Annotated in this window: 12 protein-coding genes and 1 tRNA gene; 3 read left to right on the forward strand and 10 right to left on the reverse strand. The window is 66.0% G+C overall.

Features of this window, described 5'->3' with window-relative positions:
• Positions 1-75 precede the first annotated feature (75 nt).
• Positions 76-954: a MetQ/NlpA family ABC transporter substrate-binding protein gene (locus tag EFAMC1_RS02750; RefSeq protein WP_154052810.1), complete on the forward strand. Its 879-nt coding sequence runs from the start codon at positions 76-78 to the stop codon at positions 952-954.
• A 227-nt stretch (positions 955-1,181) separates the two neighbouring features.
• Positions 1,182-2,450 (forward strand): DEAD/DEAH box helicase, encoded by a 1,269-nt coding sequence (locus EFAMC1_RS02755; protein ID WP_154052811.1) that lies wholly within the window; start codon positions 1,182-1,184, stop codon positions 2,448-2,450.
• Between the two features lie 523 nt (positions 2,451-2,973).
• On the opposite strand, the gene EFAMC1_RS02760 is transcribed toward EFAMC1_RS02755, so the two are convergent.
• The 9 genes from EFAMC1_RS02760 to EFAMC1_RS02800 all read right to left on the reverse strand — a co-directional run bounded on the left by EFAMC1_RS02760 (position 2,974) and on the right by EFAMC1_RS02800 (position 11,656).
• Complete coding sequence (locus EFAMC1_RS02760) at positions 2,974-3,900, reverse strand: transketolase family protein (RefSeq protein ID WP_154052813.1); 927 nt, start codon at positions 3,898-3,900, stop codon at positions 2,974-2,976.
• The gene (locus tag EFAMC1_RS02765) at positions 3,893-4,795 is read right to left on the reverse strand and encodes a transketolase (protein ID WP_154052814.1); all 903 of its coding nucleotides are present in this window, start codon (positions 4,793-4,795) and stop codon (positions 3,893-3,895) included. The genes EFAMC1_RS02760 and EFAMC1_RS02765 overlap by 8 nt, the downstream gene beginning before the upstream one ends.
• 118 nt (positions 4,796-4,913) lie before the next feature.
• Positions 4,914-5,393, reverse strand: coding sequence for a tRNA adenosine(34) deaminase TadA (gene tadA, locus EFAMC1_RS02770; protein ID WP_154052815.1), 480 nt, complete (start codon positions 5,391-5,393; stop codon positions 4,914-4,916).
• 161 nt (positions 5,394-5,554) lie between these two features.
• Complete coding sequence (locus EFAMC1_RS02775; protein WP_154052816.1) at positions 5,555-6,931, reverse strand: alkaline phosphatase family protein; 1,377 nt, start codon at positions 6,929-6,931, stop codon at positions 5,555-5,557.
• A 220-nt stretch (positions 6,932-7,151) separates the two neighbouring features.
• Entirely contained in the window at positions 7,152-8,492 is a 1,341-nt protein-coding gene (locus EFAMC1_RS02780) for an ABC transporter substrate-binding protein (protein ID WP_154052817.1), read from the reverse strand.
• A gap of 163 nt (positions 8,493-8,655) precedes the next feature.
• Positions 8,656-9,597 (reverse strand): carbohydrate ABC transporter permease, encoded by a 942-nt coding sequence (locus tag EFAMC1_RS02785; RefSeq protein ID WP_154052818.1) that lies wholly within the window; start codon positions 9,595-9,597, stop codon positions 8,656-8,658.
• A gap of 12 nt (positions 9,598-9,609) precedes the next feature.
• Entirely contained in the window at positions 9,610-9,867 is a 258-nt protein-coding gene (locus EFAMC1_RS02790) for a carbohydrate ABC transporter permease (protein ID WP_261981734.1), read from the reverse strand.
• Complete coding sequence (locus EFAMC1_RS02795) at positions 9,864-10,622, reverse strand: carbohydrate ABC transporter permease (RefSeq protein WP_222838617.1); 759 nt, start codon at positions 10,620-10,622, stop codon at positions 9,864-9,866. Before EFAMC1_RS02795 ends, EFAMC1_RS02790 begins: the two co-directional genes overlap by 4 nt.
• Positions 10,619-11,656 carry an ABC transporter ATP-binding protein gene (locus EFAMC1_RS02800; RefSeq protein ID WP_154052819.1) on the reverse strand — a complete coding sequence of 346 codons (1,038 nt, stop codon included), beginning with the start codon at positions 11,654-11,656 and terminating at the stop codon, positions 10,619-10,621. The genes EFAMC1_RS02795 and EFAMC1_RS02800 overlap by 4 nt, the downstream gene beginning before the upstream one ends.
• Before the next feature lie 471 nt (positions 11,657-12,127).
• On the opposite strand from EFAMC1_RS02800, the gene EFAMC1_RS02805 reads away from it, so the two are divergent.
• A tRNA-Ser gene (locus EFAMC1_RS02805) sits at positions 12,128-12,218 on the forward strand.
• Positions 12,219-12,691: 473 nt separating this feature from the next.
• On the opposite strand, the gene EFAMC1_RS02810 is transcribed toward EFAMC1_RS02805, so the two are convergent.
• Positions 12,692-14,164 carry an MFS transporter gene (locus tag EFAMC1_RS02810; protein ID WP_222838618.1) on the reverse strand — a complete coding sequence of 491 codons (1,473 nt, stop codon included), beginning with the start codon at positions 14,162-14,164 and terminating at the stop codon, positions 12,692-12,694.
• Positions 14,165-14,441 lie beyond the last annotated feature (277 nt).

Genomic DNA, 14,441 nt, shown 5'->3' on the forward strand with positions numbered 1-14,441 from the left:
GTGACAAATCATCCGGAAGGAAACGTGACGCACCACCTCTTTGGTCATTTGTCCTGATTAGGGAAAGGATCCATCATGTCCATCAACCTCTCTCGGCGCTCGTTCCTCCTCGGCGGCGCCGCGGTCCTCGGCTCGTTCGCCCTCACCGCGTGCGGCGGCAACTCCGCCAGCAGCTCCTCCTCCGCCGCCACCAGCGGCGCGGCCGCATCGGGCAGCGCCTCCGACGGCACCGTCATCACCGTCGGCGCCTCCCCCAGCCCCCACGCCGAGATCCTCAAGGCCGTCGAGGACGAAATCAAGGCCGCCGGCTACGAGCTCAAGGTCGTCGAGTACAACGACTACGTGCAACCCAACGTGGCGCTCTCCGAGGGTGACCTCGACGCCAACTACTTCCAGCACAAGCCCTACCTTGACAACTACAACCAGGAGAACGGCACCGACCTCGTGAGCGCCGCCGCCATCCACTTCGAGCCGATGGGCATCTACGCCGGCAAGAGCTCCGACATCAAGAACGTGCCCGATGGCGCCAAGATCGCCGTGCCGAGCGACGCCACCAACGAGGCCCGCGCGCTGCTGCTGCTCCAGGACCAGGGCGTCCTCAAGCTCAAGGACGGCGTCGGCCTCGAGGCCACCAAGAACGACATCGCCGAGAACCCGCACAATGTTGAGTTCGTCGAGGTTGAAGCCGCGTCCGTACCGCGCACCCTGCAGGACGCCGACTTTGGCGTGATCAACGGTAACTACGCGCTGTCCGCCGGCCTTGACACCACCGCCACGCTGGCCAGCGAGGGCGCCGACTCCGAGGCCGCCAAGACCTACGCCAACATCGTGGCCGTGCGCAAGGGCGAGGACCAGACCGACAAGACCAAGGCGCTCGTCGCGGCCCTCACCTCCGACACCGCCAAGAAGTTCATCGAGGACACCTACAAGGGCTCCGTCATCCCGGTGTTCTAGATTTTCGAGGTGGCGGGCCTGCTTCGGGACCCGGCTCATAAGGTCTGCGGCGTGAAATCCCGCTCGCAGACCGCTGGAAAGGCCGCTTCGGTTCCCCCGGGGTGGCCTTTCCCTTGGCCAGCGGACCTCCGCCCAGGGAGCGTTCGGCACCGCGAGGATGCGCACCATGCGACATCGCGCCCGACGCCGCATTGTATAACCCGAGCGTATGCGCCATACTTGCACTTATGACTACTTCATTTGCCGAGCTCGGGCTTAACGAGCAGATACTCGCCGGGGTTGATGCCCTCGGCTTCACCGAACCGACCCCCGTCCAGGCACGCGCCATCCCGGCCGTGCTCGAAGGCAAGGACGTCCTCGCCAGCGCCCAGACCGGCACGGGCAAGACCTGCGCCTTCACGCTCCCCACGCTGCAGCGCATCGCCGCGAGTGGTCGCAAGGCAAAGCCGAAGAAGCCGCTCGCGCTCGTCATCACGCCGACACGCGAGCTCGCGAGCCAGATCGAGGACGTCACGAAGGCGGTCTGCGCCCAGACTGGCCAGGCCACCGTCGTGGTCATGGGCGGCGCCAAGTTCGACCGCCAGATCAAGGCGCTCGAGCGCGGCTGCGACCTGCTCGTGGCCACCCCGGGCCGCCTCATCGACCTCATGGAGCACAGCCACGTGGACCTCTCGCAGGTGCAGGTGCTGGTCCTCGACGAGGCCGACCGCATGCTTGACATGGGCTTTTGGCCAAGCGTCCGCCAGATTGTGAAGGCCTGCCCCAGCAAGCGCCAGACGCTCCTGTTCTCGGCCACCATCCCGCCCAGCATCAAGGGCACGGTCGACGCGATGTTGCCCAACCCGTTCGTCATCGAGATCGCGCGGGCGGGCGAGACGGCCGCCACGGTCGACGAGCACCTCTGCCCCGTCACGCAGGGCGACAAGATCTCGCTGCTCGAGGCGCTCGTGAAGCGCGAGCACTTCGAGCGCGTGCTGGTCTTCTGCCGCACCAAGATGCGCGTCGACGGCGTGTGTGCCACGCTCAAGAAGGCCGGGCTCAAGGTGGATGTCATGCACGCCGACCGCCCGCAGAAGGCTCGCGAGCGCGCACTCGAGAGATTCCGCGACGGCAAGCTGCAGGTCCTTGTCGCCACCGATGTCATGAGCCGTGGCATCGACGTGAGCGGCATCGACGCGGTGGTCAACTTTGACGTGCCGATGGACCCCGAGGACTACGTGCACCGCATCGGCCGCACCGGTCGCGCGGGCGCCACGGGCCACGCCTACACCTTCATGGCACCGGACGAGGTGAGCCCGCTTCGCGAGATCGAGTACTTCACCAAGAAGCTGATTCCCCTCTTTGACCTCGAGGGATTTGCGTATTCGGACGGACGCATCGTGCCCAACGAGCGCCGCAGCACGACCAAGCCCACGAGGAGCCTGTTCAACGGCTCGCGTGGGAGGGGCCGTGGGTTTGGCGGGCCTCGGGGCGGGAGGTATGGCCGCCACTACTAGCGAGAATCGCCACCTGCAGGGGGGCGTGATTCCGAATTCCTTCGTTCAGGGTCACTTTCGCTTTGCGAAAGTCCCTTAGCCCCTCATTGCGGAATTCGGATCACGCCTGCATGAGCGTTCAGGTCGCCTGGCTTCTGTTCTTATCCTGGGGTTATCGGGGGGTTTGTTGGAATGGACGCTGAGGGACGCTGGCATTCCTGGTGGGCGGGTCGAAGTGGCCGTGCTGACGGGTGGGTCCATCCTCGCTGGGGCGGACGTCTTTGCCGAGGCCATGCGAAACGACGTTGCGCGCACATATGTGATGGTAGGCGGGGCCGGGCACACGACGGAGACGTTTCGGGCACGCCCGGCGGCCGCCGCAGGCATTGCGCCCCCGGAGCTCGCCCTTGCGCAAGGCGAAGCCCCGTCAACGCAGGGCCGCCCCACACATTCCAAAATGAGAGGCAAGGGACTTTGCGAAGCAAAGTGACCCCGAATGGAGGAATGTGCGGGGCGGCCCGACCGACCGATCAACAAAAGCGCCCTACGCGAGCAACCCCTCCGTAGCAGCAGCGATGCCCGCGGCGTCCAGCCCAAAGTGAGCGATAAGTTCGTCGCCCGGCGCGCTCGTCCCAAACCCGCGCATCCCGACAAACGCTTGCGGCGTCGGCAGCCTCTGGGCAAGCAGCTCGGCCACGGCAGACCCCATGCCACCGTAGACCATATGCTCCTCGCACGTGACGATGTGGCCCGTCTTGGCCACGCTGCCCACGATGACGTCCTCATCGAGCGGCTTCACGCTGAACACGTCGATGACCTCGGCAGAAATGCCCTTCTCGGCCAGAAGGTCGGCAGCGGCGTTGGCTTGGGCAACCTCGACGCCACAGGCGGCGATGGTCACGTCCGTGCCCTCGCGCAGCACACCGGCATACGGCAGGCCGCCCACGAACGTCTCGTCATAGACCTCGGGCACCTTGTGACGGCCCAGACGCACGTAGACGGGGCCGTCCGTCTCGGCGGCGATGCGGATGGCGGCCTTGGCGGCGCGGTAGTCGGCCGGCACGAGGACGCGCATGTTTGGCAGCGCCCGCATCATGCCGATGTCCTCGAGCATCTGGTGCGTGGCGCCGTCCTCGCCCACCGTGATGCCGGAGTGCGTGGGGCACACCTTCACGTTGAGCGCGGCGTCGCACACGGTGTTGCGAATCTGGTCGTAGCAGCGGCCCACGCCAAACACGGCGAACGAGGCGGTGAACGCGATGCGTCCGGTGAGCGACAGGCCCGAGGCCACGCCGATCATGTCCTGCTCGGCGATGCCCACGTCGAAGAAGCGGTCGGGGTAGGCGTCGCCCAGCTTGGTGAGCGTGGTGGAGCCGGCGAGGTCGGCGTCGACCGCGACGACGTTGACGCCCTCGTTCGCCAGCTCGACAAGGGTCTCGCCGAAGGCCTCGCGGGTTGCCCTGTTAGCCATTGTTGGCCTCCTTCTCGAGACGGTCGTGCTCGGCGGCGAGCTCGGCCAGCGCGATATCGGTCTGCTCGGCGTTAGGCGCCTTGCCGTGCCAGCCGGCCTGATCTTCCATGAAGGAGACGCCCTTTCCCTTGACCGTCTCGCAGATGATCGTGGACGGACAGCCCGTGCCCAGCTGGCCCTTGGCCCACTCAAGCGCGTCAATGAGCGCCTGGATGTCGTGGCCGCTCACGCGGCGGACGTTCCAGCCGAAGGCCGTGAACTTGGCGTCGATGTCGCCCAGCGAGCACACATCGGTGACACGGCCATCTATCTGCAGGTTATTGAGGTCGAGCAATGCCACGAGGTTATCGAGCCCGTGGTGGGCGGCAAACATCATGGCCTCCCAGTTGGAGCCCTCCTGCATCTCGCCATCGCCCAGCACGCAATAGACGCGGCGCTTGTCGGCAGGCGCGGCCTCGCGGTCGTCGATCTGCAGGCCCAGCGCGACGCCGGCCGAGACCGAGAGGCCCTGGCCAAGCGACCCCGAGCAGATCTCGAGGCCCTCGAGCGCGTGGCAGTCGGGGTGGCCCTGCAGCTTGCTGCCGAGGTGGCGAAGCGTCGGGATGTCCTCGTCGGAGATCCAGCCCAGCTGGTGGAAGACGGCGTAGAGCACGGGCGCGGCGTGGCCCTTGGACAGGAAGAATCGGTCGTGGGAGTGGTCGGCCTGGTCGGACGCGTCGTAGGTCATGGCTCCGGAGAACCACAGCGCGCTCATGATGTCGGCCGCGGAGAGCGAGCCGCCGGGGTGGCCCGACTTGGCGGCAAAGACCTCCCGGATAACGTCCTGGCGCAGCTCGTTTGCGATGAGCGCGAGCTCGCCCAGCGAGCGCTTCGCGGGTGCCTGCAGAGAGCTCATGTGACTCCTATCCCCTTGAGTTGGCCCCGCGCTCGGCGGGACGAGATGCGGACACACAGCTAGTGTACTGCCCTTTGCTCGGCGGCGTTGGCCGCGGGCGACATATGTCGAGCTCCCCCTATAACCCCTTGTCCACCCTTTTCGCGCGGCGGGCGCGGAAGAAGCGCCGCAGCTCGGCGGCGCACGCGTCGGCAAGGACGCCGGGCGTGACCCCAAACTCATGGTTGAGGCGCTCGTCGTGGCTCACGTCGAAGAGCGTGCCGAGCGCGCCACCCTTGGGGTCAGCCGCGCCGTAGACGCAGCGGTCGATGCGGGCGTTGACCATGAGGCCCGCGCACATGAGGCAGGGCTCGAGCGTCACGTAGACGGTGCAGCCGGTGAGCCGCCAGCGGTCGAGCGCGTGGGCGGCGGCGCACATGGCCGAGAACTCCGCGTGGGCGGAGGGGTCGCGGTCGGTCTCGCGCCGGTTGTGCGCACGGGCGACGACCTCGCCGCCGCACACCACCACGGCGCCGATGGGCACCTCGCCCTCCTCGGCCGCGGCGCGCGCCTCGTCGAGCGCCAGGCGCATGTAGTCCTCGTCGGTCATGGAAGCCATGGAATGCCCACTTCTGGGAGGGTGCGTGCAGGGTATGCATGGGTCGACGGCGAGGCCCGCTGTGGAGGTAGGGCCGCGCCCGAATCGAGTTGGGTGAAGGTTGCTAGCTCACTGGCCAGCGACCTCTTTTGTTGCCTTCCCAGTCTAGCAGGCCCAGGCTGTCATCCACGCCTCTCAAAATGTGACAAATCATACGGAAGGAAATGTGACAGCGACCAGGTGTCGGGAAGGCGGACGGCGCGGGAGCCGGCGGCGCGCAGGTCCTCGCCGTCGAGGGCGTCGGCGTCGAAGGGAATCCCGGCGGCCGCCATCATCGTGGGGGCCTCGTCCACCAGGCGCGCGCCCTCGAAGCGACCCGGCTCGACCCCCGGGCCCGCGATCACGAAGGGCGGCTTGTCGCCACGGTACGGCAGGTGGCCGTGGGTGGACACCGCGTACTTGTAGTCGGCGCTGCCGGCCGGCGTGACCAGCTCGCCCACGCAATCGCCGCCGATGCCGTAGTTGGGCGCGGCCTCAACCATGAGCGCGAACTCGCCGTCGGTGTGGAAGCGCTCGAGCACCTCGTCGTGCGTGAACACGTCCTGCACGAGGCCGTCGTCCACGAGCGGCTGCAGGGCCTCCTTGGCCTTGAGCAGCGCGTCGGCGTCGCGCACGAACAGCTGGCCGCTCACGCCGGAGCTCTGCATGTAGGCGCGCCAGCCCGTCACGTGGCCGGCCCCGTCCACGTCGAGCAGGCCCGCCTTGGCGAGCAGCACGTTGGGGCTCAGCTTGTAGTCGATGCGCACGTGACCGTGGTCGCCCAGGATCACGAACACCGTGTCGTCGTAGGTGCCGGCGTCTTTCATGGCCTGGATGCAGCGCTGCAGCCACCCGTCGTGCTCGCGCAGCGCGTGCTGCACCTCGGGCGCCAGCACGCCGTGGGCGTGGCGCGCGTGGTCAAGCTCGGCCTGGTGCGTGAACAGCACGTTGGGGCGCATGCTGCGGATGATGTCCTCGTTGCACGCGGTGTCGAACTCGTCTAGCTCGGGCGTCCTGTTGTTGTGGAGCAGCCCCTTGTACTTCTCGTAGAGCTCGTAGCCGGCCGGCGAGCAGCCGCGGGCGTAGATCTGGTCGAGCTCGGCGTCCTGCTTGGGGCCAGACTCCTGCGCGTCGGGGTCGACGGTCCAAACCTCGGGAACGTCGCAGTCGATGACCTTGGAGCCGGCCGTCACGGGCCAGCCGGTGGAGGCGGTGGAGAGGCCGGCACGCTTGGCCCAGTCGAAGACCGTGGGCACCTTGAGGCTCGCATAGTCCCAGTACCAGTTGCGGTCCTCGATGGCCGGGTCGAGGATCTGGTTGTGCGCCACGCCATGGTGCTCGGGCCAGCAGCCGCTCATGATGGTGGAGTGGCACACGTAGGTGAGCGTGGGATAGACGCAATAGACGTTCTCGTAGATGGCCGCGCGCGAGAGAATCTGCGAGAAACCGGGCAGCTTCTCCACGTCGGGCAGGTTGTCGGTAAACAGCGCGTCCACGCTCATGACGAACAGGTTGTGCATGCGGGCCTCCTTGCACGGGGGACAGAAACGACAAGCGCGGCACCCGCCGAGCACGGAAGGGCGGGCACCGCATGGGAGTGCCCCTCCCACCTACGAGGAGGGGCCGGATGGAGCAGCAGGGCAACCGGGGCACGGGGCAGGGACGGCAAGCCGGACCGGCGCGGCACCAAGGTCGCCAAAGCGGCCGGGGCGGGGACATACCCGCCCCGGCAACCTCGAGCTAGTTGTTGGCAAGCACCGGGTCGGCCTTGGACTTGGCATCGTCAAGGATGGACTGGATCTGGTCGGCCGAGCCGCCCATGATCTTCTCGATGGCATCGGCGTAGTCCTTGGAGGCCTCGGCGTAGCCGGCGTTCATGTAGTCGCCGATGGCGTACTGCAGCTGGTCGAAGGCCACCTGGTACTCCGGCGTCTTGGCGTAGGCCTCCTTGATGCGGTCGTCGTCCTTGTCGGACTGGCGGGTGAGCAGGTAGCCGGGCTTGAGGGGGGTCTTGACGGCGGCGGCCTTGCTGGTCATGAAGTTGATGAACTCGCCGGCAGCGTTGCGGCGATCACCCTCGAGGCGCGAGGTCATGACGAGGTTGCAGCCGCCCGTGGGGACCTTGTTCTGGGTCCTCTTGGGGATGAAGCCCACGCCGATCTCGTAGCCACCCTGGCTGGCGAGGTCGAGGTAGTTGGTGAGGTCGGCCGTGGAGCTGGCCCACATGGCGACCTTCTGGTTGGCGGCGCTGGTCTTGAGCGTGTCGGAGCCGTTGGAACCACCGGAGAACGCGAAGTTGTGGTTGTCGGTGCCGTCCTTGAGCCACTGGGCCATCTCGACGGCCGGCTTCTCGTTGAAGGTGCAGCTCTTGGCCGAGAGGTCGTCGCCGAAGGGCGAGCCGCCGTTGCAGTAGTCGAGCGCGGTGAGCACCCAGATGTAGGAGTAGAAGCCGTAGCCGCCCACGCCCACGCTTTTGAGCGCGTCGGAAGCCTTCACCATGTCGTCCCAGGTGGCAGGGGCGGTCTCGGGATCAAGGCCAGCCTTCTTGAACAGGGTCTTGTTGTAGTAGAGCACGGGCGTGGAGCGAAGGTACGGCACGCCGTAAATGTCGCCGTTGACCTTGCAGTTCTCCATGAGGCCGGGCCAGAAGTCGGAGACGTCGGAGGAGTCGATGAGGTCGTCGATCTTCTGGATCATGCCGCCGTCGGCGAAGGCCTGGGTGGAGTTGACGACCATGACGGAGACGTCCGGCTCCTCGTTGGCGGTGAAGGCCGTCTTGAGCTTGGAGTTGAGGTCGTCGTAGCTGCCCTGGTACTCGGCGGTCACGTGGATGCCCTTGTCCTTGCCGATGGAGTCGTTGAACTCCTGGACGCGCTCCTCGTTGTTCTCCTTGATCTTGTCGGTCCAGCAGTACCAGTACTTGAGCTCGATGGTGCCGTTCTCGCCGGTGGACGCCTTGCTGTTGTTGGCGGCAGCGGGCGCGGCGGTGTCGCCGCAGGCGGCGAGGCCGAGGCCGGCGGTCACGGCACCGGCGCCGAGCAGGGAGTTGCGCAGGAACTGACGACGGGTGAAGAGCTTCATGTCTTGTGTCCTTTCGGTTGGACTGCTTACTGAGGAAGGCGGGGGCGCGGTCGGGGCGCCCACGCGTGGGGCGGGCGCCAGGCCCGCGGCGCGGCCGGCGGCGGTCCGGGCCGAGCCTGCCGGGTCGCTGGGAGGGTGGGCGCGAGGCGCGCGCCCGGGGACGCTACTTGTCGCCGATGTAGGTGAAGGCCTTGATGATGTGCTTGTTGGCGAACAGGTAGACGATCATGATCGGCAGCGTGAGCACCACGTTTGCGGCCATCAGGATCTGGTAGTTGATGCCCGACTCGCTGGCGCGCATGCTCGCAACGCCGACGGGCAGGGTACGCACCGTGTCGTTGGTGGTGAGGACGAGAGGCCAGAAGTAGTCGTTCCAGGTGTTGATGAACGTGAGCAGCGCGCAGGTCACGAGCGTTGCCTTGGCCATCGGCAGGAAGAGCTTGACCACGATCTTGATCTCGCTCGCACCGTCAAGGCGGGCGGCCTCGACGAGCTCCTGCGGCATCTGGTTGAAGGTCTGGCGCAGCATGAAGATGTTGAACGCGCTCGTGGCGAACGGCAGGATCAACGACCAGTACGTGTTGATCATGCCCCACTGGGCAAAGAGGATGAACAGCGGCAGGAACACGAGCTGGGCCGGCACCATCATGGTCACGAGGGTGATTCCGAACAGCACGCCCTTACCCCAAAACTTGTACTGCGAGAAGGCGTAGGCCGCCGGCACCACCGTGATGAGCTGCATCACGAGCACCGTGAGCATCACCACGAGCGAGTTGATGATGTACTTGCCGAACGGGATGGAGTTCCAGGCTTGGTTGTAGTTCTGCCACTGCGGGCTGGCCGGGAACAGCGACGGCGGGAAGGACATGGTCTCGCCCAGCGTCTTGAGCGAGCTCGTGACCATCCACAGGAACGGGAAGAAGAACACGAGCACGAGCAGCACGTTCACGATCCAGCGCACCACACGGGTCACAGCCTGCGTCACGCGGCGGCGCTCCTTGATGCGCTCGTACTGCGCAGCCACGTCGGCGTTGGCCTTGATGCCGCTCAGCCGCGCATCGTGGTCGCTCGAGGGGAGATGGCCCTCTTTGTTGTCCTGACTCATGGCACCTACCCCCTAGCGATAGTGGACGCGGTTGGCGAGCAGCTTGAAGTACACGGCGGCGAAGATGGCGATGAGCACGAGCAGTACCATGCCGATGGCCGCGGCGTAGCCAACCTGGTTGAACTGGAAGCCGTACTGGTACAGCGAGAACACAAGCGTGTTGGTGGCGTTCTGCGGGCCGCCGAGCGTCATGATCTGGATGGTCTCGAAGACCTTGAGCGACGCGATGACGTCGACGATGACGAGGAAGAACAGGGTCGGTGAAATCATCGGCAGCGTGATGCGGTGGAAGGTGGTCCAGGCGCTGGCGCGGTCGAGGCGGGGGCCTCGTAGAGGTGCTCGGGGATGCCCTGGATGGCCGACACGAGGATCAGCGCGTCATAGCCCACGCTCTTCCACACCGAGATGAGGATCAGCGACGGCAGCGCCACGTGCGTGTCACCCAGCCAGTCGATGGGCTGGATGCCGAAGATGCCCACGATGCTGTTGAGCAGGCCGTAGTCCTTGTTCATGATCCACATCCAGAGCAGGGCCACGGAGGCCAGGCTCACGACATAGGGCGAGAAGATGACGGCCTGGAGAAAACCGTTGGTCTTGGTGCGCGAGTGCAGGTAGACGGCCACGAGCAGGCCGAGGCCGACGCCGCAGCCAACCACGAAGACCGTGTAGATGATCGTGTTGGCGAAGGTCTGCCAGAACTCCGGGTCGGAGAAGAGCTGCTGGAAGTTGGCGAAGCCGACCCACTTCATCGTGGGCGAGATGAGGTCCCACTTGTACATGGACAGGTAGCCCATGTTGAAGATCGGCATGATCCAGAAGATGGCAAGCACGATGATGGCGGGCGCGATGCAGAGGTAGGGTTTCGCCATCGTGAAGATCGGGTTGTGGCGGCTCTTGGGGGCCTTGGTGGCCTCGGCGGACGCGGAGGAAGCGGCCGGCTTTGAGGAGTCGACGACTTCCACGACCTCGGACGCCGGCGTCATCTCGACGCCACCGACGCGAGCCTCGCCCTCGACGGCGCTCATAGCCTCACCCTGTTCTCATCGGCATCGAAGAGGTAGAGCGAGTCATGGTCAACCGTGAGGGTCACCGCGTCGCCGACCTCGACGTGCGGCTGGTTGAAGGTCTTGAAGCAGACGCGGTCGAACGGCGCGTCGAGCTGGTAGATGATCTCGCTGCCCATGACCTCGCGAATGACGATGGTGCCTTGGAAGGTGAGCGAGTCGTCGGCGACCTTCTCGCCCGGCTCGACGAGCAGCGCGCGAGACGGACGGAAGCCGCACCACACGACGCCCTGCGGCAGGCCCACGTCGGGGAGCTTGGCGGCCTCGTAGACGTTCATGGTGGGCATGCCGATGAACTGGGCCGTGAACTTGTTGACCGGGTCGTTGTAGATCTTGATGGGGGCGTCGGCCTGCTGAATCTTGCCACCGTTGATGAGCACGATCTTGGTGGCCATGCTCATGGCCTCGGTCTGGTCGTGCGTGACGTAGACGAAGGTGGTGCCCAGGCGCTGGTGCAGGGCGATGAGCTCGGTGCGCATCTGGGTACGCAGCTTTGCGTCGAGGTTGGAGAGCGGCTCGTCCATGAGGAAGACCTTGGGCTGCTTCACCATGGCGCGGGCAAGCGCCACGCGCTGGCGCTGGCCGCCGGAGAGCTGGCTGGGCATGCGGTCGAGGTAGTCGGTGAGGCCCACGACCTTGGAGAATTCCGCGATGCGGCGGTCGCGCTCGGCCTTGGGGACCTTTGCGTTGATGAGACCGAACTCGATGTTGTCATGAACGCTCATCGTTGGGTAGAGCGCATAGTTCTGGAACACCATGGCGATGTTGCGGTCGCCGGGATCAACGTCGTTCATGCGCACGCCGTCAATGAGCAGCTCGCCCGAGGAGATGTCCTCGAGGCCGGCGATCATGCGAAGCGTGGTGGTCTTGCCGCAACCGGAAGGGCCGACGAGCACGGTGAAGCTGCCGTCGTCGATGGTGAGGTTCATATCCTCGATGACGGTGACCTTGTTCTCGTACGTCTTCCGCACGTGGCGTAGCTCGATGCTCGACACTACGTCTTCCTCTCTCCCGCGCCCTCCCCTGCAGTCCGTTACGGCACATCAGGCGCATCCGTGTGCCGCCGGTCGTCGCTCGCGCCGTCGTGGGGCGGCTGGGCGCTCGAAAGAGGGCGCCTTCGCAACACGGTCAATTCTCGGGCGGCAATGTCAGGGGCCGGACAGGGGAGCACGCGTATTTCCGGCAGCGTTGTGTCACGAAACGCCATGGAAATGAGTGGGTTGCGTAAGCTCAGGAGATGTAGTGTAAGGAATCTGCAGACGGCGCCCCGCGCGCGGCCGTTTCTGCTATGGGCTGCGGCCGCGTTAGCGCGCGCGGCGCGGCTGGCGTACCGGGTTGCCCCATCCCGCGGTCACCTCGCCCCGCTCCCTGGGACCGCCCAATCCCGTGGCCGCCTCGCCCCGCTCGGCCAATCCCGCCTGCCAGGCGCGCGAAAGTCGGGTAGCATAGAGCTTCGCCCGTACCACGGAGGAGTGGCAGAGCGGTTGAATGCGGCGGTCTTGAAAACCGTTGGGCGGCTCGTCCGTCTCGAGAGTTCGAATCTCTCCTCCTCCGCCATAAGACGCAGAAGCGCCCTGGCCTCGACGGCCAGGGAGCTTTTTTTCTTGTCTGTGAGTTCCGGCAGGCCAGTCCAGCAGGACGCACGCAAGCCCGCGGACACAGGGCAAGCCGCCAAGTATGACTCCGCCACTCAGAAATATTACGCCGCCACTATAACTTCGGGATGGGTTTTCTCCTCGCTGGTCACGAAGGGCGATTTACTTGGATAGCGGAGCCCAACTTAAGGCCAACACGACCCTTTCGGCCCCAAGAAGCCAGCGCGTACCCCAATGAGAGGTCCAAGATGCCAGTCTTGGCACCCAAACAGCTCCGCATGCGGCCCGGACGCCCAGCCCGGGACACCAGGAATCCCAGTAAGTAGCCCTTCGTGACCACCTTGGAAGAAATCGACGGCGGCAGACGCTGGTCGCCACTGGAAACGCGGGGCGAAGACCCGGCGCCAAAGCTCAGTAGGCGCCCGCCGCGCGAGCCTACCCGTTGAGAGCGCGTTCAGCATCGTGCTCGGCGCGGCGCGTCTGCACGAAGCGCACCACGGTGCAGACGAAGCCCAGGCCAACCACGGCGGCCATGGTCAGGAACACGAAGGTCATCGCATTCAGGAACACGTCCGGCCTGCCGGCCACGTAGTCGGTGACCTGCGTGCCCATCTGGGCGCTCATGTTGCCGTAGAGCACCGACGTCGCCACCGTGAGGCCCGCCGTCTGGCCAAACGTGCGGGCAAACGCGGCAAAGCCGCCCACCACACCCAGGTCCTCGCGCCGCGCGGAGCCCATAATGAGCGAGTTGTTGGGCGCGTTGAACATGCCGCTGCCCATCCCGTAGACCACGAGCGTGACGATGACCTGCGCGATTGGGCTGTCGACGCCCCAGAGGCTCACGCCCACCTCGCCGATGCACGCAAGCGCAAGCCCCACGCACGTGGGCCAGTAGCAGCCGATTCGGTCGCTGAGGGCACCCGCCACGGGGCCGACCGTGCCCGTGATGATGGGAATCACCGTCATGAACAGGCCCGACTCGCCCGCCGTCATGCCGCGCGCGTCCTGGAAGTAGAACGGCAACACCATGCTCTGCCCGCCGATCACGAAGAACAGCGCGAACATCGTGAACATGTTGATGAGCAGCGTCTTGTTGCGCAGGATCGAGAGCGGAAAGACCGGGTCGGCCGAGCGGCGCTCCACGAGCACGAAGCCCGCGAGCAGCACCAGGCCCAGCACGAGCTGCGCCCACACGATAGCGGCGCTGCTCTGCTGGAGCTCGGTCACGGCGCTCACCACCAGCATGAGCGAGCAGAACAGCAGGACGCTGCCCGGCTTGTCGAGCTTGCCGGGGTGCGCGGGCTTGCGGTTGGGCAGAATCTTGAGGCCCATCGTGAACAGCACGATGCCAAAGGGCACGTTCACGAGGAAGATGCCGCCCCACGATGCGATGGTGAGGATGAATCCGCCCAGCGTAGGACCGATGAGCGCGCCGAGGCTCGCCGCCGTGGCGATCCAGCCGAGGGCGTGGCCGCGCTCGTTGGTTGGGAAGGTCTCGGTGATGATGCCCTGGTTGTTGGAGAACGCCGCCGCGGCGCCCAGGCCCTGCACGGCCCTGCCGAGGATGCATATCTCGAGCGTGGGCGCGATGCCGCACATGAGCGAACCCACCGTGAAGAGGGCCACGCCGCACATGAAGACGCGCACCTTGCCGTAGATGTCGCCCAGGCGACCGCCGATGAGGATGCCCGCGCACGAGACCAGCAGGTAGCCGGTGTTAACCCACTGCACGTCGCCCATGCCGACGCCGAGCTCCTTGGCCATGACCGGCAGGGCCACGCCCACGATGCTCATGTCGATGCAGACCATGAGCGTCATGATCAGCACGTTCACGAGGATGAGGTTTCTTCTGTGCTCGCCGCCGTCGCCGCTGCGAGGGATTGCATAGGGATCGTACGCTTCGCTCACTGGACACCTCCGTTGACCTCGGTACCGTAATCCCGCGAAGGGGGCGAAGGCAAGCGCCGCGTGCCGGGAAGCCGCACGCCACACACTACATATATGTATGGGGGCTTGGGCGGACAGGCTTGACGAGCGAGGCAGCGCGGGGGTGGGCCGGCGCGGGATGGGCTTGGCGCGTGAGACGGGTTTGGCGTGTGGGCGGCGCGGATGCGGACCGGCGCGGGGACGGCGTGGGCGGGCGCCTGCGGCGCAGACCCAGTCGCGGCCGCGTGCCCGACCGCAC

The organism is Olsenella uli (assembly GCF_901212675.1).
GTDB lineage: Bacteria > Actinomycetota > Coriobacteriia > Coriobacteriales > Atopobiaceae > Parolsenella > Parolsenella uli_B.